The sequence below is a fragment of the Phycisphaerae bacterium genome (genome assembly GCA_035384605.1).
Classification (GTDB): Bacteria; Planctomycetota; Phycisphaerae; order UBA1845; family PWPN01; genus JAUCQB01.
The window spans coordinates 1-21,593 of the sequence record DAOOIV010000092.1 but is presented as its reverse complement, the minus strand read 5'-3'; the positions used below and the strand labels follow the sequence as shown (position 1 = coordinate 21,593).

At 62.0% G+C, this 21,593-nt stretch carries 15 protein-coding genes and 1 tRNA gene; 8 read left to right on the top strand and 8 right to left on the bottom strand.

Annotated elements, in window-relative coordinates; translation table 11 throughout:
- Window positions 1-156: 156 nt before the first annotated feature.
- The 5 genes from PLL20_16805 to PLL20_16785 all read right to left on the bottom strand — a co-directional run bounded on the left by PLL20_16805 (window position 157) and on the right by PLL20_16785 (window position 6,597).
- Window positions 157-1,116, bottom strand: a complete 960-nt coding sequence (locus PLL20_16805; GenBank protein HPD31654.1) for a D-alanine--D-alanine ligase — start codon at window positions 1,114-1,116, stop codon at window positions 157-159.
- Window positions 1,117-1,169: 53 nt separating this feature from the next.
- Window positions 1,170-2,117, bottom strand: coding sequence for a UDP-N-acetylmuramate dehydrogenase (gene murB, locus PLL20_16800; protein ID HPD31653.1), 948 nt, complete (start codon window positions 2,115-2,117; stop codon window positions 1,170-1,172).
- 93 nt (window positions 2,118-2,210) lie between these two features.
- Entirely contained in the window at window positions 2,211-3,749 is a 1,539-nt protein-coding gene (gene murC / locus PLL20_16795) for a UDP-N-acetylmuramate--L-alanine ligase (GenBank protein HPD31652.1), read from the bottom strand.
- Between the two features lie 400 nt (window positions 3,750-4,149).
- On the bottom strand, window positions 4,150-5,346 hold the full coding sequence (locus tag PLL20_16790; GenBank protein ID HPD31651.1) for a UDP-N-acetylglucosamine--N-acetylmuramyl-(pentapeptide) pyrophosphoryl-undecaprenol N-acetylglucosamine transferase: 1,197 nt from the start codon (window positions 5,344-5,346) through the stop codon (window positions 4,150-4,152).
- A 57-nt stretch (window positions 5,347-5,403) separates the two neighbouring features.
- Entirely contained in the window at window positions 5,404-6,597 is a 1,194-nt protein-coding gene (locus PLL20_16785; protein ID HPD31650.1) for a putative peptidoglycan glycosyltransferase FtsW, read from the bottom strand.
- A gap of 348 nt (window positions 6,598-6,945) precedes the next feature.
- Here PLL20_16785 and PLL20_16780 point away from each other — a divergent pair, with 348 nt between their 5' ends.
- The gene (locus PLL20_16780) at window positions 6,946-7,854 is read left to right on the top strand and encodes a hypothetical protein (GenBank protein ID HPD31649.1); all 909 of its coding nucleotides are present in this window, start codon (window positions 6,946-6,948) and stop codon (window positions 7,852-7,854) included.
- Here PLL20_16780 and PLL20_16775 read toward each other — a convergent pair.
- From PLL20_16775 to PLL20_16765, 3 genes are all read right to left on the bottom strand, one after another.
- Window positions 7,834-9,618: a hypothetical protein gene (locus PLL20_16775; protein ID HPD31648.1), complete on the bottom strand. Its 1,785-nt coding sequence runs from the start codon at window positions 9,616-9,618 to the stop codon at window positions 7,834-7,836. The two genes, PLL20_16780 and PLL20_16775, sit on opposite strands and share 21 nt — an antisense overlap.
- 59 nt (window positions 9,619-9,677) lie before the next feature.
- Window positions 9,678-11,945, bottom strand: a complete 2,268-nt coding sequence (locus PLL20_16770) for a hypothetical protein (GenBank protein HPD31647.1) — start codon at window positions 11,943-11,945, stop codon at window positions 9,678-9,680.
- 215 nt (window positions 11,946-12,160) lie between these two features.
- On the bottom strand, window positions 12,161-13,792 hold the full coding sequence (locus tag PLL20_16765) for a transglutaminase domain-containing protein (protein HPD31646.1): 1,632 nt from the start codon (window positions 13,790-13,792) through the stop codon (window positions 12,161-12,163).
- A 485-nt stretch (window positions 13,793-14,277) separates the two neighbouring features.
- Here PLL20_16765 and PLL20_16760 point away from each other — a divergent pair.
- From PLL20_16760 to PLL20_16730, 7 genes are all read left to right on the top strand, one after another.
- Window positions 14,278-14,351: transfer RNA gene (locus PLL20_16760), tRNA-Arg, on the top strand.
- A gap of 373 nt (window positions 14,352-14,724) precedes the next feature.
- Window positions 14,725-15,003, top strand: coding sequence for a hypothetical protein (locus PLL20_16755; protein HPD31645.1), 279 nt, complete (start codon window positions 14,725-14,727; stop codon window positions 15,001-15,003).
- A gap of 649 nt (window positions 15,004-15,652) precedes the next feature.
- Window positions 15,653-17,617, top strand: a complete 1,965-nt coding sequence (locus PLL20_16750; protein HPD31644.1) for a glycoside hydrolase family 15 protein — start codon at window positions 15,653-15,655, stop codon at window positions 17,615-17,617.
- A 164-nt stretch (window positions 17,618-17,781) separates the two neighbouring features.
- Complete coding sequence (locus PLL20_16745; protein HPD31643.1) at window positions 17,782-18,534, top strand: rhodanese-like domain-containing protein; 753 nt, start codon at window positions 17,782-17,784, stop codon at window positions 18,532-18,534.
- Entirely contained in the window at window positions 18,531-19,034 is a 504-nt protein-coding gene (locus PLL20_16740) for a DoxX family membrane protein (GenBank protein ID HPD31642.1), read from the top strand. Before PLL20_16745 ends, PLL20_16740 begins: the two co-directional genes overlap by 4 nt.
- A 208-nt stretch (window positions 19,035-19,242) precedes the next feature.
- On the top strand, window positions 19,243-20,670 hold the full coding sequence (locus PLL20_16735) for an amidohydrolase family protein (GenBank protein ID HPD31641.1): 1,428 nt from the start codon (window positions 19,243-19,245) through the stop codon (window positions 20,668-20,670).
- A 33-nt stretch (window positions 20,671-20,703) separates the two neighbouring features.
- Window positions 20,704-21,549 carry a hypothetical protein gene (locus tag PLL20_16730; GenBank protein ID HPD31640.1) on the top strand — a complete coding sequence of 282 codons (846 nt, stop codon included), beginning with the start codon at window positions 20,704-20,706 and terminating at the stop codon, window positions 21,547-21,549.
- The last annotated feature ends 44 nt before the right edge of the window (window positions 21,550-21,593 follow it).

The window sequence follows — 21,593 nt, the reverse complement described above, 5'->3', positions numbered from 1 at the left end:
AGAAAGGCCACAAGGAAGACGGCCGAGACGATCGGTCGGAACGCCCGCACATTCGCGCGTAGGCTCGACCAAGTCGACTCATCCGCCGAGTTGCCGTCACCACGGCGCTGACTGCTCCGGCTCACCACTGTACTCCCCGACGACCACCGAGACTGCTTACCGCAGGTACGTGAGTTCCACGATGCGCTGACACAATTGCGAGAAACCCAGACCCGCCTGTTGAGCCGCCTTCGGCAGCAATGAATGATCCGTAAAGCCAGGGATCGTGTTGACCTCCAGCGCGAACGGCCGGTTGGTGCTCTCCTCCACGATCCAATCCACGCGCGAGAAATCCCGGCAGCCCAACGATTGATGAGCCCGGACGCTCAAGTCGCAGATCTCACCAAGCAAGGTTGCCGGCAGGTCGATATTGAAAAGGTATTCGGTGTCGTTGTCCAGATACTTCGCCTCATAATTGTAGAATTCGCGTTTCGGCCGAATCTGGATCGGCGGCAAGGGTTCGTCGCCGAGGACGCCCACGGTCAGCTCCGACCCTTTGACGAAACGTTCGATCATGCACTGGCCGTAGATCTCGATCTCTTTGCGAATCGGCGCCTCGAGGTCCTGGCCTTGGTGAACGATCACGCAGTCCACGCTGCTGCCCTCGCAGAGGGGTTTGACGACGGACGGCGGCGTCCACTGCGCGAGCACCTGCTCGATGTTGTCGGGCGTGACCACTTCGAACAACGGTGTGGGGACGCCCACCTCCATGAAGCGGGACTTGGCGAGGGCCTTGTTCATCGCCATGGCCGACGCCTGCGGGCCGGAACCACAGTACCTGATACGTCGATCATCGAGGATCTTCTGTAACTGGCCATCTTCGCCGAACGCCCCGTGGAGGGCGATGAAGACCATATCCACCGGTCGGTCAAGGGCGGACAAGTCCTCAGGGCTGATGTCGGCGAGATAGACGTCATGTCCGAGCGATTTCAGGGCCGCCGCCACGGCCCGCCCGCTCTTGAGGCTTACTTCTCGTTCCGAACCAGGCCCACCGGACAGAACGGTGATTCGCAGGCGACGCTCGACCGTCTTGCTGTTGACTGGTGTAAAGGCGACGTGATCTGCTATTTGTGTCATGTTGGACTTCCGTTTCCTCTTGAAACCATCCTTAGCCAAGGCGGTCGCTCATTTTAGCGGATGGGCTCGCCGGCGCGAAGCCGCCGGCGACCCCAGATCTGGACTTCCGTCTCCAATTCGACGCCGAAGCGATCGGCCACCTCCCGACGGATGATGCCGATGAGTGTCAGCACATCCTGTGCGGTGGCTCCGGCCTCGGTGACGATGAAATTCGCATGCCTGGGCGAAACGACAGCCCCTCCGACCCGGCGGCCCTTGAGGCCGGCCTGGTCGATGAGTCCGCCGGCGCTTGCACCGGGGGGGTTCTTGAACACACAGCCCGCCGAGTTATCTGCCAGCGGCTGAGTGTTCTTTTTCATTTCCCAGATCTCCCGGAACCGAGCCTTCAACTGATCGGGATCGGCCGGCTCCAACGTCAAGCCGGCGCTACAGACGACGGTGCCGCCCAAGTTTGAGCCGCGATACCGGAAGCCGGCCTCCTTACGGCTGAGTGTGCGCAATTCGCCGGCCGCGTCGACAACCGTTACGTGGTGCACCACATCGCAGATGTTACCAAACCGGCCCCCGGCGTTCATGCGGAGGATCCCGCCTATGGTGCCCGGGATGCCGGCCATTCTCTCAAGTCCGCCCAAGCCGCTACGGACTGCATCGGAGGTGAGGCGGTACATATCGGTGCCGGCTGCGACCGAAATCGTAACCGGCTTATCTCGCTTGCGGGCATCTTCGTTGCCCCAGTCTACGGATTGAAAGACTGGTTCGCCCAGACGGATCACCAAAGCGTCCACGCCTTCGTCGCTGACCAGGAGATTGGCCCCCAGACCCAAGGGAAGAAACTCGACACCTTCGCTGTTGCAGCGGCGAACCAGTTCCCGGACGTGGTCGATGGATCGAGGTCTGGCGAACCAACGAGCAGGACCGCCGACGCGCAGACAAGTGTGCGAGGCCAGCGGCTCGTTCTGGGTGACGATCCCGGAAAGGTCTGAGAGAAAATCCGTTTTCATGTCCGTGCCCAGCGCGGCCCCGGCCGCGCGTCCATCTCAGGTCGTCCCGTCCCGGTCGCGGCCGAAGGCTGCAGTGCGCCGAGGCCGGGGAGCTTAATGATCGGCAATGTCGCCCATGGCGACAAACGGGTCACCGTCTTGCTGCGCGCCGGCCAGCCCGGCGAGCACGCTGTCGGCCACCTGCCAGACGTTACCGGCCCCCATGGTGATCACCACATCACCCGGACCTACCTCTTCGCACAGCATTCTGGTGATGGAGTCAAAATCGGCCTCGTAGCGGGCATCACGGTCTTGTTGGCGGAGCAGATCCACCAAGTCCTTGGAATCGATCAGTTCTCGTTCCGATTCGCTGTCGCGCACGAAGTAGATGTCCGGCACGACCACCACGTCGGCGGCTCCGAAGCTCTTGGCGAAGTCATTGAGCAAGAACCGGGTGCGGGAGTGCTGGTGCGGCTGAAACACAACATAGAGCTTGTTCGGGTTGTAGTACTCCCGGACCGTCTTGAGCGTTGCCTGGATCTCGCGCGGATGGTGAGCGTAGTCGTCGAGAACCGTTACTCCTCCTATGCTGCCTCGCGGCGTCATCCGGCGATGGGCCCCGCGGAAGTCGGCCAGAGCCCGCGCGATGACCTCAGGCCGCACCCCGCAGTAGAAACAGACAGCGGTCGCCGCGAGAGCGTTCATAACGTTGTGCCGCCCCGGAACCCCAGGCGTGATCTCGGTGAGCACCTGCCCTTTTCGAAAGACCCTGAAACGATACGAGCCGTTGCGGACTTCGACGATCTCGCCCCGCCAGTCGAAGAGGTTCTGGCAACCGAAGGTTTCGACCGTCGCCTTGGCTCCGGCTACCGCCTCCATGGTGTTCCGGTCTTCGCCGTTGACCACGAGAAGTCCGTTCGCCGGAACCAGGGCCGCGAAGTCGTGGAATGAGGAGATAATTTCCCTGATGTCGCGGTAGTAGTCGAGATGGTCCTCATCGACGTTGAGGAGGATGGCGCAACGAGGCCGCAGGTTATGGAATGATCGGTCGTACTCGCAGGCCTCGACGACGAATTGTTCTCCGTCGCCGACACCTGATCCGCCGCCGAGTTGCTCGACACCCGCGCCGATCACGAAAGAGGGATCCAGACCTGCCTCACGAAGCACGTACGCAATCATTGCGGTGGTCGTGCTCTTACCGTGGGTTCCGCCGACGGCGATACCCAGTTTACGGGACATGAGCAGCCCGAGCAGTTGGGAATACTTGACGACCTTAAGGCCGCGGCGGACCGCTTCCATCATCTCCGGGTCCGACTCCTTGACGGCGGCGGAATGCACGACCAGATCGCACGGATCCGGAACATGACCGGGCTTGCTGCCGATGTGGATGTTCGCTCCCTGTTCCGAGAGCAGGACGAGGGCGGTTGACTCCTTGCGGTCGGAGCCGCTGACCCTGGCGCCTGCGCGCATGAGCACCCGGGCGGCTCCTCGCATTCCGCATCCGCCAATTCCGATCATGTGGACCCGCAGGCCCACGGGGTTGAAAACACCGTCCTCGGCGGCCGGTCGGTCCGGCTTCGTCAAATGCGTCGGCGGACCGTCAAGAGCCAAACCGTTGCTCGCCTCACAATTGGCCCCTGCTACATGGGACATGAAAGACCCTTCCGTGTGATGTGAAACATCTCCATCAGGCGACCGACCGCACCTTTCCCCCGGGCTTGCCCATCACACCTTCACAAGCCGACAGTTGCCCCCTCCCGATCAGGCCGGCTCCACAACCTGACAGACTGAGAAATCCAGGAGCCAGGGCATTGTTCTCGCTCAAGGCGCTTCGGCTTGGTGTGCACATTCTACTGTGAACGAGGCATTGGTCCAAACACGCCGTCGACCGCCGGCGGTGCACCTCCGGCGCAAGCGTGCGGCCCGCACTACCAAGCTGAACCGCTTCACTAGTTGTATCGGGAGTCGCTTCAGCTTTCCTTGAGAGACGGTAAGGAGTTGCGTTGCCGAAGAGAAACGTCGCATGTCCGGCTGCTCCAGCCGAGGAGGTCCGCTAAAAATCAATGCCGGCAGACTGGCAGAGATGTTGTGCAATCTTTGCGGCCGCTTGGGGCCTGCCCAACCCACAGGCTGCCGCGCCCATGCGTTCGCGATGCGAGGCGTTGTTGAGGATATCGGTCAAGACCGGCCGGATCTGGCGAGCGTTTTCCTCGCCATCCTTGAGGTCGTCAAGAAGAATAGCCGCTCCGGCTTTAACCAGGACTTCGGCGTTATGCCACTGGTGGCGGTCGCGATGAAAGGGATAGGGAAGAAGGATGGATGGTTTCCCTACCGCGAGAATTTCAGCCAATGTTGAGGCGCCGGCCCGCGAGACAATGAGGTCGGAGGCGAGCATGGCATGAGCCATTCGGTCTGTGAAGGGCAGGACGGCGGCTGAGAGGCTGGACCGGCGGTATTCCCTAGCGACGCGTTCGTAATCTGCCTGCCCGGTGAGGTGGAGCACCTGCCAGCCGGCCGAAGCGATTTGATCAGCCAGCCGAATGAACGCCTCGTTGATGGTGCGTGCTCCCTGGGACGCTCCGGTGATCAGGAGCATGGGGCGAGACGGATCCAAGCTGAAAGATTGCTTCAACTCGCCCATTTTATCGCGGACGGCTTCAAGCGTATTGAGCTTGGCGGCAGACTCGCAGACGGACCTGAAAGCTTTTCGTACTGGGCAGCCGGTGACGTAGACTGGCGCTGTCGGGGGAAAAGAGGCTTTGGTCACGTCCCACTGAGCGAACACGCCAGCGAGATCGGGGCGCTTGCCGAGGTGTCGGTTGGCCCGTCCGGGTACCGCGTCAGGATTCAGCAGGAACGTCGGGATGCCCATCTTCAACCCGACATGGACAGGCGGTCCGGAGGCATATCCGCCAGCTCCGACAATCACCGCTGGTCGTCGCTGCTGGAAGGCCTGCCGGCAGACAGAGACGGACTGGCGCCAATGCCACAGAAATCTTGGCCATGCCCATGGACGGGTCGGAAACGGCAGTACGGACAAAGGGTAGGCCTGGATCTGAGCTTCGTCGAGCACATTCTGGTCGATGGGGCGTTGCGTGCAGAAAAACGAGACGTCAACCGGCAGGCCGCGTTCACGAAGCAATTCCACGACAGCCAACGCGGGGAAAAGGTGGCCGCCAGTGCCACCGCCGGCGAAGACGAACCAATGGCGAGACTCGCTCACATTCGTGCCTTTCGCATGAAAGCCCATCGATGAGCTACCGAGAGAATGGCCATGCCTTCGGATTGATCGCCCGCAGCTCGGGAATCAGGCCTTCTCCGGTGGTGCCGAACCGGAGTGCCGTGCAATGCTGGCCAGCACCCCAACCACACCCCCGAGGAAAACCGTACCGGATCCACCGGCGGAGACCAGCGGCAGGGCAATGCCCTTGGTAGGAACCGAGGCGGTGACGACGGCGATGTTCATGGCTGCCTGGATGCCGAACATCAGCACGATGCCGAAGGCAAGGAGGCGACCGACGGGGTCAGGGCATCGAAAGACGACGCTTCGCCCCAGCCACAAGAAAGTGAGCAGCAGCCCGATCACCGCGATTCCACCGACGATCCCCAACTCTTCGCAGATCACCGCGAAGATGAAATCGTTACGGGCTTCCGGAAGGTATCCTTTCACGAAGCCGTTGCCCAAGCCGCGCCCCCACCAGCCGCCGCTGATAATGGTGCAGAGGGACTGGATGATCTGGTAGCCTTTTCCGGTCGCATCCTGGAAAGGGTCCAGGAAGATGGTCAAGCGATCGACGCGGTGCGACTTGCTGATGATCAGATAGCCAAAGGCCGGTACTGCGGGCAGGGTCAGCAACAGCAAGTGCCAGATCTTCGCGCCGGCGACAAGGAGCATTCCGCCGGCGACAAGGGCCAGCAAGGCGGCGGTGCCGAAGTCCTCGATGCCGATGGTGCCGGCGCAGAGGGCGATAACGGCGCCCATGGGCACAAGCCCGGTCCAGAATTTGCGGATATCAACCCTATAGACGGTCCAGGTGGCTATGAAGATGGGCAAGGCTCCCTTGACCAGTTCCGAGGGCTGAAACCGGCTCGTGGTGCCGGGTATTTTCAACCACCGATAGGCACCGTGGGAGGCCACGCCCAGCCCGGGCACGAACACGAGAGAAGCCACGCCAAGGGCAAGGATGAGCAGAATCAACGCCAGATAACCGCGCCCGAGGGAGAACCAGGTGTAAGGCACCCGTGTCATCAGCAGCATGGCAAGCAAGCCGGCGGTGACGAAGGCCAACTGGCGTATGGCATCGGTCTCCCAGACGGGCCAGATGACCAGCGGGTGGTCGATTGAGGTACTGGCCGAGAAGGTCATGACGGCGCCGATGGCCATGAGTCCACCAGCCACCGCGACAATCCAGACGGAGGTAGCGTGGGCTCTTTCCTCGGCAGTCAGACTCTCTGTCTCGGACAACGCGGGATCCATCTCCATCGTCAGAGCATCGCTCATGGTAATTCAGCTTTCGAGCCGGTCGACCCGGATGATCCCATTCGTGAGGAGCGGCCGGGCCGCCATCGTCGTCGATCAGACTGCCTACCGGACCGCGTGGTTCCGCACGGCCAGACGCCCCTCTCCGCAGGACAGGGTTTCACCCCCTCTCCCTGGGAAGACCAGAGAGTCGATCCTGTAATCATCGGCGGACAGCCGCCTCGGCGTTTAACATTCCTATCCGCGAAACAACTGAGGGGGCCGGATGGCCGTGGCCGTTGTTCGATGCCGGTCCTGCCCGACGCGCAATCAAGCGACTTTCGGGCCGCGGCGGTAGAATGATGGCACGTTGAATTCGTGGAGGCCAACATGAGTACACTGGCATTGCTCGGCATCCTGTGTGTCGCAAGCTATGAGCCCTCCGGAGCGGCGATCGACTGGGAGGACGGCGAACTTGGGCAGACGGCGATTGTCCGGATGCGCAGCGCCCCCTTTCCTCACGCGAGCCGTGCCGCCGGATTCAAAAGCGGCGATAAGGTCTTTCCTCGCGATCCGCACTACACGGACAACAGCGTCGCGCTGTTCATCCCCAAGGGCTATCGCCCTGAAAAGCAGACCGACCTGCTGATCTACCTCCACGGCCATTTCAACAACATCCACCGGGCGATGTTTGAATGCAGGCTCCGCGAGCAGGTGGTCGCGAGCGGCCGCAACGTGATCCTGGTTTTTCCGGAAGGGCCGAAGGAATCGCCCGACTCCGGCGGTGGCCGCCTGGAAGAAGAAGGCGGCCTCAAGCACCTGGTCGAGGAAGCACTGGACGTCCTCGTGGCCGAGCGGAAGATTGCCGGAAAGGAATTGGGACGCGTCGCACTGGCCGGCCATAGCGGGGCCTATCGGGCGATTGCCTTCTGCCTGGAAAGAGGCGGGCTGGAAGACCACGTCGGGCCGGTGTGCCTGCTGGATGCAAGCTACGGCTTGCTGGACAACTTCGTGGATTGGCTCGCCGGGAACCAGGACGCCAGGCTTTTCAGTGTTTTCACTGCCCACTTGGCTGACGAAAACGTGTACCTGATGACGCACCTGCGCACGCTCAAAGTGTCATATGAATTGCTGGACGAGGAGGATGCCTCAGAGGCGATCATTCAAAGAGCGCGTGTCGCTTTTGTCAACACGCAGAAGCTGAATCACAATGAAACGGTGCGGTGGCTCGAGCGCTGGTTGCGTGCGAGTCCGTTACCGCCGAGGCCGGGGGCGGTTTCATCCCATCCAGCGGAATAGGGTCGTGCCGGTGCGCATATAGTGGACGTAGTTGGCCGAAATGGCCAAGCCGAGCAGGACAACGGCAAGGCCGCTCACGGCCGGCACGACGCGGAGCAGAATGAGCCTGCCGCCTCCGGAGAGACGTTCCGCCTGGTCGTCGCTGGACATCAGCCGAGCTGCAAAACGTCGGCTGGACAGCGCCAGGAAGCCGATCAGCATCAGCGTCAGGGCCAATCCAAGGCTGAACACGGCCACGGCGTAGAGCGCTCCGACCACCACGTTCGCGCCGATCCCGAGCAACATGATGATCGTAGCCGTCGGGCAAGGGACAATTCCGCCGGTGATTCCCAACATGAGGATCATGCGTCCGGTGACGCGATCGGAAGCAGTGGCAGACGGCGACGTTGCATACGGCATGGGGGGCATGGCCGCGTGGTTGTGGTCGTGCGGATGCCCGTGGTCATGACCATGATGGTGAGCGGTTGCATGGTCGCGGGGATGATCGTGTGCATGGGGGGAAGGATGGACATGTGAGTGACTGAACAGGCGGCGGAACCGGGATCGGAGCTCGGGATGTCCGTGATCGTGATGATGCCGCGCCAGGCTGCCGCGGCAGGCCCGCCAGATGAGGGTGAGCCCCATACCGGCGACAAGCAACCCCGAGACAAGCCCGAGCCAGAGCTGGACTTTGGGACCGAGGGCCGGGTTGGTCGCTTGGTAGAATGCCCAGATGACCCCGAGTGCCACGACGAGTGCCGTATGGGTGATCGTGACGACGACGGCCAAAAGTACAGCGTGCCAATAGGTGCCGCTCTGGCTGATCAGATAGGCTGCCACGACGGTCTTTGCGTGGCCTGGCATCAATGCGTGGGCGGCGCCCCACGTGAACGCCAGTCCTGTGATCATGACGAACACCATCAGGCCCCAGCGGAGCTGTAGCAGTTCCATGAGTCGGTTCGCCTGGGCCTGATAGGTCGTCTGTACACCCGCCACGGGGGCGGTGAGGCCTTTCTCGTATCGATCGGGCACGTCGGGGCGTCCCGCTGCGTGGGGACGACCGCTCACGGTCTTTTCTTGCGTGGGGCCCGTAGCCGGAATACCCGCATCGGCGGCGAGTCGAAACTGTATGATCGCTGAGCGCTCCTGTGGCAGGTTAGCGGGGTCATACTGCTCAAAGAGAAACGGATCCGTGGTCCAGAACTCGGGATGCGGCGGCAGCACTTCGATGTCCGGCAGACGTTCGAGCAGGATGCGCTTGAGGCCGGGGCTGCTCAGGTAGCTTGAATCCTCAAAGGTCAGCATGTGTACCGCGTCCGTTAATGGACGATCAAAGCGGGTGACGTAGCGGATCAGCAGGCGGTAGGTGGGCATGCCGCCAAGGCCGGGCTGCTCAATGATGAGGCGGTTGGAGAAAGATCGCATGCCGCTGTTTGGGTCAACAGGGGCTTCGACCGTCCTGAGCGGCAATGGTCGGCCGTCGAGGGTAACGCGCAACCTGTCTTTCTGGCGGCCGGCTTCCAGCTCCAGCCAGGCTTGCTGCTCATCCGTGGAGGCGAATCCGTCCTTGTCGGTGTCGATTTCATCCTGCTTGATGCGGGAGGATTGGTTTTCGGCGATGAACAGCAGACAATCCACCTCGACTCGATCGGGGAAGATCCAGAGCACGTTGACATGCTCGACATTGTCATTGCCGAGGGGATGAGAGAGAGCCGTTGCGGCGAACATCAGCCCAATCGCCGCCGCGAACCGCCACTCAAGCCGGCGTGAAGGTGTTGTTCTCATCGGGACCGCAGCCGCGAAGCGATACAAGTAGCCCGCAGGGACTTGCTCATGCCATCGCATCACCTAGCCCGGGCCTGCCGGAGCCGGTTGAGCCCGTCGAGCGCCCGGCGATAATCCGCGATATCCTTCCGATCCGATCGACCCTGCAAGGTCTGCTCGTAGATCCGAATCGCGAGATCTCGGCTCTTGTCGGCTTCCTCCCCGGTCTGGAGCGATGACAACAGGTAGCAAACGGCGGCCGCATTCGCGTTCAGGACCCAAAGATTGTCGAGGGCCGCAGATGCTTCGCGGTAGCTGTTGTAAGCCTCACGGGCGACGGCAATGGCCTGCTCGCGGGCCTTCCTGGCCTCTTCCGCCGCGGCAGCGGCTTCATAAGCGAGGGCCGCATCGTCCTGCGGTTGCTGCGGGCGAACGCCCATGCTCTCAGCGTGGCTCAGAACCTGGGCATGAGCCAGCAAGTCGCTGACCCTTGCGGCCTGAACGTAGGCGGTCAACAGGGCGATATCGGCCTCGAGCGTTTGGGCAGAGCCGACAAGCATACCGCTCTTGGTGATGATCTCAAGACGTGGGTTTTCGACGCCCGGCTGCTGCCTGTTGCGAGCCTCACGGATCTGGTTGTCGGCGGCCGTGCGCGCGTTCTGCGCTGCTTGTCTGCCGTCTCCGCTCAGCAGTTCGATCGCATCCCTGGCCAGCTTGTCGGCCTCGGCCGTGGCTACAACGGCATCTTTGATCGCCTTGGCGGCCTGTTCCTTCAATGCCGCCTGTCTCTGTTCAAGGGCGGTCAACCGGGCGGAGTCGTCGCTTTGCCGACGTTGAACCGCGGCGACCTGGACATCGATAGTTGCCAGCAGGTTCTTGGCTGCTTCGTGCTGTTCCTCCGCCGCCTGCAACCGCTTTCGGACGGAGACCAAGCCTTCGGTGGGGTTCATGGGTTGCGCCGGATCGGCCGAGACCAACGGGGCATTCAGGTACTCCCGCTCATCTTGAGTGTCCGGCCTTGCATTACGAATGCCGCCATTTTCGAGCAGCGCCGCTTCCCGCACCTGCTTGCGATACTCGGTCGAGGCCTGCTGATAATCGCTCTTGAACCGCTCTATTGCTTCGGGATCGGTGGGGTCAACTCCCTGTTCTTCGAGCCGCATCATGCGGAGCTGGGCGTCGCGGGCAGCCTGCTTGGCGCCGGCAAGAGCATGTTCCAGGTCAGATACGTGGTCTCGCAGTCTGGCCACGTCTGCCTCGGCGGCAGCGATTTGAATGATTGCCTGTTCTCTTTGGGCGGCCAGTTCGCGCAGCCGTTGTTGCGGCGTCGGAGGCTTCACGAACGCCGTGGGAGCCGGGGGCTCCGGACTCTCGACCATCGGCTCCTTGGTTTCTCTGTCAGCCTGGGCAGGCGCCGGCTCGGGTGACGTCGAATCCGGCGGGACGGCATCGGGCTTTTTCTTGCCGAAGAGAAGGCCGGTCAGCCGGCTCACGACGCCCGGCTTGCCTGCCGGCACGGTTTTCTCGGGTGGCCGGGTTGCCGCCTTCGGAGGTTCCGATTGAGGCACGGCCGGCGCGCGGGCTGCGGCGGGCACTGAGGCAGCCTCTCTATGGGCTACCGCCTGGATCGCAGCGATCTGGGATTGAAGCATCTGCCACTGGGCTCGGGCCCGCTCGAACTCTGCCCTCGCGGTGACGGCGTGATCGCGGCGAGCCGCTGCTTTTTGACGCAGCAGGTCCGCCTGATGGTAGATCAGGACGGCCTCTAACCGGGTGGCGACGGGGTGGTCCCTGCCGCTGATGGTCCGGTCACCTGCCTCGACGGACATGTTGACAGCGGATTGGACGATCTTCAGGGCCTCGCTGACCTGAGCAAGGTTCTTCTCCAACTGTTCTTTCAATTGGGAATAGCCCGCCGCCGTACCGGGTGCGGGCGTCTCACCGCTCCAAGCCCGGTACCGTACGTTCAGAGGCTCGATCTGGCCGGCAACCGAATCGAGGTGTTCCCGCAGCGTCTTCAGGCTGACAGGCCATTGATCCTCGGGAACAGGTTCGGTCATCGGCTGCGTTGAGGAGGCAAATGCGGTGTCAATGAGGGTGGTCACCCGCTCCCCAACGGGGTTGTAGTTGGCGAGCATTCGCTTGGCCTTTTCGACCTCGACCTCGATCTGACTGTTGAGTTTCGCCTGGGGAGGTTGCAGGCTTTCGGTCGTAAAGTACAGGATCGCCAGTACAACGACCACAATGGCGGCAGCCACGAATGCTGCGAGGTTCGATTTGAGGAGATCGCCGAGGTTGTGAAGGGCGACCTGAGCGGGGGCCATGGCCAGAGGTTTGTCGTCTTGCACTTGGGGGCTCCGGTGTAGGGTACGGGCCGGTCATCCATCCGGGGCGGTGCCCCCCGCAACCCTGCTTCGGCACTTCGGGGGCGGGGAGGGAACCACATCAGGCAGGGGGCTTGTTTGTCGCCCCCCTACCCTTCATCTGTACCAGTTTCGGCCCGGAGCGTCAACGTACAAAGCAACCGCTGCAACCGTTGGCGGCTGGGAGCCGGGTCTTCCGGCTATCGCAGGGTGGGCACGGACGCGGGTACCAGGCCGGCCGGTTGGCTGATGGCCTTTCGGCCGGGCCCATCCAGAACTTCGATCTTCAGCTCGCCCATGTTAAGCCATACCGAACTGACCATATCGGCGATGCCGCTGTCGCCGGCGTCGCTGAGGCTCAGGGCGATGTGGGTCGGGTCGGCTACGGTCTGGCCGAGGGCCGAGTCCAGGTCGACCCACCGGCCGTCGATGAAGAACTGGGTCCAGAGGTGCCCCACGAAGACGCCTTCCTTGCCGGCAAAATGCCTGGCGTAGACGATCCCGGTGACCAGCCGAGTGGGGATGCCCACGGCTCTACCCAGGGCCGCCAAGAGCACCCCGTGCTCGGTGCAGTCGCCTTCTTTGCTGCGGGCCGTCTCACTGGCCGTGGCGAAACCGACGTTCAGGTTCTTGTCCTCGACATAGTCACTAACGAATTGACATAGTCTCTCGGCCAGTTTGAGGGGGTCTTTCTCGTCACCGGCGGCCTGTTTGGCCAGATCGGCGACGGTCGGGTCCTTGAAATTGACCACCGATGAAGGCGTCAGATACCTTTCTTTTTCCTTTGCAGCCAGTCTTCGGGCCGGCGAGTCGCCCAGCTTCTTGGCGCCTGGCCTGTCACCTTCGGAGGTTCTGCGAGTCACGACCAGATCAAGTTCCGACTCGTTGCGGCGAAGTACTCGCTGCATGTCCGTCTCGGGTATGTCGCTGAGGCGAACGCGATCGACCTTGTTTTTAAGAGAGATTCGGTAGGTGATTCGGTCGGACCTGCCATCGATCGGCCTGCTTACGGGAATCAATGCATCGGTCATCAGTTCGGTCGGTTCGTTGGGCGACAGAGCGACGGATTTGCTGGCCGCCAGGATCTCGATTTTCCATTTCGCGACCATCATCTGGCTGCGGACGATGTTTCCATCGTCGGTCATCCAGCTGAGCGTCTCGACGTCCGACTTCTGGCCCAGCATGTTGGTGATATGCATCACCTGGCTGGTCTTGGTTGCCTGAACCTTGCGGCCGAAGAGATCGATCGTTTCGGGTTCCATGATCTCGACCGACATGGGAATCACCTTGTCGGCGGATATGCTCGGTTCGTATGCCATCAGTTCGTACTTGTCGCCGGGCTTGAGCCCGCGTTTCATCTGCTCCCGATAAACGGCCCAGCTCATCATCGCGCCTTCGGGCATGGGGTAGACTCTCGGCTCGGTTTCCTGGCCGAACTGGGAAGTAGTGATGGTTACCTTTCCATCGGCGACGGTGCCGCGGGTGGTGATGCCGCCGGGCAGAGCGCCGAGTCGGATGGTATTCATGAATCGGAGGGGCTTGCCATCAATGGTCTCCTCGCTTTGCTGAACGAGGCGGACGCCGGCTTCCTGACCGGCCCGACTGATTTCGATCACCATATCTGTGCGACTGGTGATCACGTCGTCGCCGGTTTTCTGTGAGCGCTTCATGGTTATGTGCGCGTGGCCGCTCTTCTTGCCTTCGATTCTCACCACGTACCATTCGTCGACGAACGTACCAACCGGAGGATTGTTGATGTCCAGCGCGATGGCCGGAGGAGAGGCAACGGCGGTCAGAGTCAACAACGTGCGGAGCACTCGCCAGGTATTCATGTGAGCACCATGATAAAGATAACAACCCCGTGGGCCGGGGGCGGACGGCAATTGTATCCCCGGCCGGACGATCCGAGTGTATCGGAGGGGGAGTCGGCCGGCAATCCGACAAGCTGTTGCCGCGAGAGGATGGCACTGGTCGTTTTTTCGTCGGGTCTGGACTTGGGCAGTTCGCGGTCGAGCACCGAACCCTTTGGGGCTTTGCAGGCCGCTATCAGCCCATATTGCACCGGCCGTTCGTTCAACGGCCTCTTGTGACGTCCAAGCCGGCACGTGCGGACAAGTCACCCGGAAAACCGACATTGGCCGGCGGCCGAGGCTTGCCGCGGACCGGAGTGAGGCTGACCACGCCCCGCAAGCGTCTTGGTGACCGGCCCGTCGCCCGCTCGCAAATCCGTGCGGCAACGAGTCTTGATGCCGCGATACTGGACACCCTTGGCGCGGGACGATATCATTATGTGCTCAACCGGCGCCAATCGCCGTAAGCACCGCTAGCTCAACTGGATAGAGCATCGGTCTACGGAACCGAAGGTTGCAGGTTCGAATCCTGCGCGGTGTAGTTCAGATCCCTTGGTGCCTGGCGATGCCAGTGAATACCTGGAAATGTTGGATCACTCCATCTTATCCGGATTTGCGATTTCCCTCGTGGCAAGGGGTTCCGTAGTACCTGCGGCCTGAAGCTGTTGGTTGTGATGAACCGAGTATCGGCACCCGTGCACCGCTGCCGGGCAAGTAAGAGGGCAGGTCTTTGGCGGCTCCGTCGCGTCCAGGAGAAGTCCAGTCGCGCCTTCTGCGTTGGCCATCCGGTGTCGCTTCGGCTCGGAGATGTCCGGCTCGGAAAGGCGTTCAAGGCCCTCGCTCCGTCGCCTACGGACAAGTAGCTGCACCGGGCCATCGTCAAAACGGGTCGCCTCGAGACGGTGGACCTGAAGGTGCTGCCGATCCATCATCGTCTGGTGGATCAGGTGCGGGCGCACGTGCTGCCGTGCATACTGGCGTACCGCGTGTGGTGGCACATGCGGCAGGTGCCGGCACCAATCGTGTTCGACGACGACGAAGAGGGAACGGGCGAGGCGGACGTCGGTAGTGGCCGAGGGCCAGCGGTCGGCGCGAGCCGAGGCCAAGGCCCTGAGGAAGCAGACCGCCGACGGCGAGCGGGTGCACAGCTTCCCGATGCTCTTGGCGGACTTGGCGACGCCGGCGAAGAGTAGCGTTCGGTTCCAAGGCTTGGAGACGGCCAGAATGACCGACCGTCTACGCCCAACCGACGCCGCTCCAGAAACGCGCGCTGGGACTGTTGGACAGGGCAACCGGAATACGGGCAGCCAGGGGAAGCTCAGCATCGCGAGAACTCCCGCAACCACGGCCGATTACGCGTTTTGCAGGCGTGGGACTTCGGCTTGAACCGGCCTTCGAGAAGGCCGGTTTGCGGTGCAAAGGCGAAGAATTCTGGGGGAAAACACCCGTAAAGCGCGCGGATTCGAGCCCGGGCGCCGGCAGTTCGCGTGCGGATTGGCCCGCGGCTGACGGGGAGTCGTGATGCTTGAGGGGCAGATTGTGCGCCTTATCGGACTTGGGAGCGATTACGCCCCAAAGCCGATTAACTTGAAGGGTCTTCGATGCCGATAACTAACAGGCTAGAATGAAGATGCGGCTGTTGGCAACGCGGCGACGGCGCGCGTCTTTCCTTGTCGCCTTCGGGAGGTGTGGTGCCGCAAGGCACCGGATCGCTGGTGGAGTCGGCGACAGTCGCGAGCCGAGAGGGGCACAGCAACGAGCAATGCCTGTCGTTGCGGCCTCGAAGGGGCTGGCCGAGCAGCTTCACGCAAGCGCCTTCCTCGGCCGACCTAGGTGGCAGTAATGGCATTCTTCATACCCACTGCGGCAGCCGGTAACGGGCTGGTACTCGCCACGTTTGGCAAGTCCGGCGAGATCATGGGATTTTTCTATCCGCAGATCGACTTTGCCCAGAACATCCGTGAGGCCATGCCGGCGATTCGTCTACCTGGTCAGGGCAACCGCTTCTTGTGGTGTTTCGACGAGTCATGGCGTGTGGCCCAGTCGTTCGAACCTTCGAGCAACGTGCTGATCACGCGGCTGGCACATCGGGAGATGGATCTGTCGCTGGAAATGACCGACGTGCTTCCACCCAACGAGCACGCTCTGCTTCGACGCGTGGTGATTACCAAGTCTTCGAGCGTGGGCCCGGTTCAATTCGTGCATTATTTCAAGCTCGCGGTCGGCGACGCGCTCGATCGCAACTGCGTCTTCTACTACCCACAGCAGAATCTCACGGTGCAGTTTCTTCGGGACATCGCGATTGCCGTTGGGGCCACGGAGGCGTTCCGCTGCCGTTGCGGCTCGTACCGTGACGGCAGGCCATCGGAGACGAAGGCAGCGATGGCGGCAGGCGACTACGGGGCATTTGACCTGTCGATCGGGCGGGTCGATTTTGTGATCGGTTTTGAACCCGTGGTGGGCGATCGCTGGCAAACGATGCTGGTGATGGCGGGCGGATCAAGCCCTGAAACGGCGATGGCGGCCGCGGACCGGCTGACGCGCGTGCCGTTCGATGAGGCCGTGGCAGCGGCGGACCGGCGAGTTTCTGAGGAGCTCAGCGCGGCCGGAACGTGTCCGGTGCCGGAACTAGCGGACGCGTTCGATCGGGCGGTCATCTCGCTGCACGACCTGTACAGCCAGTCACAGGGGACGTTCATTGCGGCGCCGGAGTTTGACCCGGGCTATGAGCTATCGGGGGGCTACGGCTACTGCTGGCCGAGGGATGCGACGGTTTGTGCATTGGCCGCGCAGGATATCGGCCGCGGCGACATGACCCGCCGCTTCTTCGAGTGGTGCACCCACACTCAAATGACCAACGGCCACTGGTACCAGCGATACTGGACGAGTGGCTCACCCGGGTCAGTGTGGTGCATTCACGAGGACAAGATTCAACTCGATCAGACCTGTGCGATCCTGCATGCCGCCGGGCAATTCAGCCGGGTACTTGGGAGTGAGGCGGAGTCTTTTCGCGAGAGTTTTCGTCCGACCGCGGTGGCCGCCACGCGGGCGATTCTTGACTACATAGGCGAGGATGGCCTGCATTGCCCCTCGATCGACTTGTGGGAGAACAGTGTTGGGAGTTTTGCATACACGCAGGCAGGCGTGATCGCGGCCCTGCGCGAGGCAGACGAGGTTTTCGGCCTGGAGCCGTCTCGCACGGGGCCGGCGGCCAGAGGGGTGCTGCGCGACAAGCTCATCAAGACCTTCTGGCAGCCCGATCGCCAGCGGTGGCTTCGCCGAATCACTCCGGAGGGGCACCCTGATGCGACGCTCGACTCTTCGGCCATGGGGCTGATTTATCCGTGGGCGGTCCTGAATCTGAGTGATCCCCACGACCGTGGGCTGGCAATGGCCACGTTGAACGGTATTGCCCAGGATCTGCGTTCAGATGTCAAAGGGGGCGGAGCCATTCTTCGATTTGCGGGTGAGTCTTACATGGGCGGAGGGCCGGGCTGCGTCAACACCATCTGGCTGGCGCTATGCCGGCTGCTCGCGGCACGGACGGCCGGCAGCATCGACGAGAAACGGCAGCAGATCGAGCTGGCAATGGAGCACCTGCGGGTCGCGTTGGCCAACACCAGTCCCACAGGTCAACTGCCGGAACTGATTCCGAAGATTCTCTTTGAGTATTGGGCCGCTCCACACGCCTGGGCGTGTTCGCTGCTGATCGAGGCGGTGAAGGTGCTGCGCGCACTGGTCGGCGAGCGTGTGGCCCCTTTCGACGCCGCCCGCGCCCGCGTTAGGAGGCGGGCTCCTTCACACTGATCGGTTATCGGCATGCTGAGGCGAAAGCCCGATTGCAAAGCTCTCTCGCCGGAGCGATTCCCCCGGATATAATGCAGGTGCGGAGGGTGCGGGCGCGCTGTGCCGCGTTGAGGGCATTGGCGATCCGCGACCAGAGGCCCAATCCGGTGTCGACGATGAAGGAAGTGACAAGAGTAGTACGCGAGTTCCTTCTTCTGGCCGTCGTCGGGGTGAGCGTCGGCCTGATTGCCAACGCGCTCAATCCGAACGGGTTGTCGCTCAGGAGGAACTACTTCACCAAGCCGGTCGTTAGCAGAGGCTCCGCCCGCCCGTACAGCGGTCCTGGAACGAACCACGGCACGCAGACAGGTCCGGCCTCTCGAGCGGCGGACACCCAGATGACAGCCTCCGGCGGCGGAGGTGAAACGGGGGGCCGCAACACGGCGAAAACGGGCACAGACCCGTCGGAGCAGATGACGGAAGACGAAATGGTCCAGCGGCTGAGAGACCTCGGTTTCCAGGCCCTGTACCACCATGAAGTGGTTGACATCTTCAGCAGCCCCTATCGGGCCGACGGTCTGTACGTCATCATCGACGCCCGTACGGAGCAGCACTATCGCAGCGGCCACATTCCGGGGGCCTACCACCTGGATCACTATTACCTTGATCGGACCGTGGGCAAGGTGCTGGAGGCATGCAGAATGGCGGACAAGATCGTGGTCTACTGCAACGGCGGCGTTTGCGAAGACAGTGAGCTGGCGGTTGGCGATCTCCTGGAAAGGGGCATCCCGTTCGACAGGCTGTATATCTATGCGGGCGGCTTTACGATGTGGGCGGGTGATGGAATGCAATACGAGGTCGGGGAGCGCAACAGCGGCGAACTGGTCTGGGACGTGCCTGCGAGCGGCGGGCAGGCGTCCGAAGGGGCAGCGAAATGAACTCTGAGCCGGGCCTGATTCGGCGACTCTATCGCAGCGGCGCGCTGATGGTTTTTTGCCGGCTGGCCATCGGCTTGCTGTTCGTTTACATGGGCTTCAAGAAGGCCATGGATCCGGTGACTTTCCTCAAGCTTGTCCGCGAGTACGAAATGTTTCCGGACAACATCTGGTGGCTGTTGAACTTCACTGTCGCCACCCTGCCGTGGGTGGAAATCCTGTGCGGGCTGTTGTTGCTCCTGGGCATTGCCCACCGCGGCACCGCCTTGCTGGTGATGGTCATGCTGTCGGTCTTTACGCCGATGATCTGGCTGCGGGGCCTGGGCATCCACGATGCCGAGCACATCCCGTTCTGCCGGATCATCTTCGACTGCGGGTGCGGGGCGGGCCCGGTCAACTTCTGCTGGAAGATGGCTGAGAACATTGCCTTATTCCTGGCGGCCGCGTTGATTCTGTTCTCGCGAATCCATCGGTTTTATCTGCGCGTCGAGTTTGTCCGGTAAGACCCTTCGGGCCGGGTGCTGTTGTCGGTGAGTCGAGTGTTGCAGCGGCGGCCGGCCGCGGCAACCCCCTTCGAGGAGGCGAAATCCGCCGACCTTGTCGGTCGCTCATCTCGCCCGGGACGGCGAGGGTATCATGGGCGGTCGCAAGCACTTGCAGGACCGATTCCGGCATGGACAATGAAGCCGGCCTGATGCAAAGGAGTAACCGATGTTCAAGCGACTCGCCGTATGTCTGTCATGCATGTGCTGCCTCGACCTGACCGCCCCATCGCTCGCCCAGAATACTCGAGCGACTCCGGCCTATCGGCAGATGAAGTCTTACCTGGATGCCATCCCAGCCATCGACACGCATGACCACATCCGGCCGTTCGATCGGCTGAGCTCGGATGCCCAGCCAGGTTCCAATGAGGAGGCGATGAACCTTCGTGCTCTTCTGCAGCATTGCTATTATGCGTGGTTCAATCCGCTGGCGCCGCGTCCGGCGGGGATGTCGTTCGACGACTGGTGGAGCAAGGCCAGGAACAATTTCGACAACGGCCGGGCGACCACTTTCTATCGCTTCTTGCTGCCGGCCTTCCAGGACCTTTACGGCGTCGATTTCGACCGGATCACGGACGACCAGGCCCGCGAACTGGACCGCAAGATTGTCGAAAACTACCGCGATCAGCGCTGGCTCTACGAAGTGGTTACGGAGCGGGCCAACATCGAGGTCATGGTGGTGGATCGGTATTGGGCGCCGCTGGAGATGCCTTCGGATTATCCGTTTGCGGTTTCGGTGCTGAACATCAACAGCCTGATTCGGGGGTTCCATCCCTCGGAATACCGCGACCAGCATTCAGATCCGTATTGGTACGCAAAGGAGCACGGGTTGAAGGCCGATTCTCTCGACGACTATGTCGGCGTGCTGGACGCGATGATCGCTGACGCGAAGCAGCGCGGGCTGCCGTGCCTGAAGAACACTCTGGCTTATTCGCGAACGCTGGAGTTCCGCAACGTGGCCAAGGAGCGGGCGGCAAAGGCTTTCGGCCGGCCCCGGGCGGAGCTGAAGCCCGATGAGATTCGCGATTTTGAGGATTTCGTGATCTGGCGAATCTGCGAGCTGGCCGCCAAGCACGACCTGCCGATCCAGATCCACACCGGCCAGGCCCGCATCCAGGGCTCGAATCCGATGCTGCTGGTCGATCTGATCGAGGCCAACCCGAAGACGAAGTTCGTCTTGTTTCACGGCGGGTTTCCGTGGGTCGGCGAAACCGGCGTGATTGTGATGCGTCACACGTCACACGTGTGGGTCGATTCGGTCTGGCTGCCGACGCTGAGCTACACGATGGCCAAGCGGGCGTTTCACGAATGGCTCGAAGTCATGCCGTCAGACCGGATCATGTGGGGCGCCGATTGCGGTCATGCGGAGGGCATTTACGGAGCGACTGAACTGACGCGGCGTTGCGTTGCCGAGGTGCTGGTCGAGAAGGTTGCGGCCGGCGATTTGACCGAAGAGCACGCCAGGCGAATCGGCCGGCAGATTCTCCGCGAGAATGCCCTGACGCTTTTCCCAGTCCTCAAGCAGCATCTCTGGAAGCACAAAGGCAAGAGGATGACGCCGGACCCGGCCGCGACAGGATCGCACGGCAACCAGTAGGCATGTTGATGTTTTCCCGAGCGGGAGGCGGATGTGATCGGGATTCTGCCATGTGCGGCGCTATTGCTTATCGTGGGCGTGCCGACGGTACTGCTCGTCATTCTGATCACGAGGAGGGGAGGCCGGCACGTTGGTGAGCCGGCGTGCGGCAAATGCGGTTACGCGGTGCGCGGCTTGCCGACGTTCACTTGCCCCGAGTGCGGCTCGGATCTGCGCGAGGCGGGGATTGTTACGGAAGGGCAATCCTCGATGCCGCCGGCCGTGCGCGGGTGGCTCCTGGTGCTGATCTGGACTTTGATCCTGCCGATTCCGGCCTTTCTGGTTACCGTCCTGATCGGCCATGCGGCCCCGCGGCTCGATTCGACAACAGCACGAAAGACGCTCGAGAAGCCGCGGTCGAACGCCTATCAGCGAATTGAACTGGTTCAGCATCGGGTCAGGCGAGACAACGCGATAATCTCCAACGATTTGACGATCATGCTTGTGCCTTCTCAGGGTGAACTCCTTGAGTTGGATTTTTCCTCTAAAGACCGCCATTACGCCTATCGGCGACAGTCCGGAGAAAAGGTGCAGGTCGACGCCGGTCTTGATGCGATGGTGGTTCTCGACTGGATGGCCCAGGCGGGCGTCGATATTGAAGACCAGCAGGTCAAGAGCGAAGCCGCGGAATTGGCCTCGATGATCCAGACCGCTTCCGCCGGCCTGGTGAGCGATCTGCCGCACAGACAGTTCTTGTCCGACGGAGCGTCTTCATCTTCATACGTTGGTCCGCCACAATGGGTGCCGGTCGTTGCCGCGGTCTTCTGGCTCGCCGTCTGGTTGTCGGGGTGTTGGAGGTTCTGGAAGATCGGCGCCAGGAAGCAGGGATGTACGGTTTAGCCATTTTACGCTGCCGCGCAGAGCGTGAATTGCAGCGTATTCAA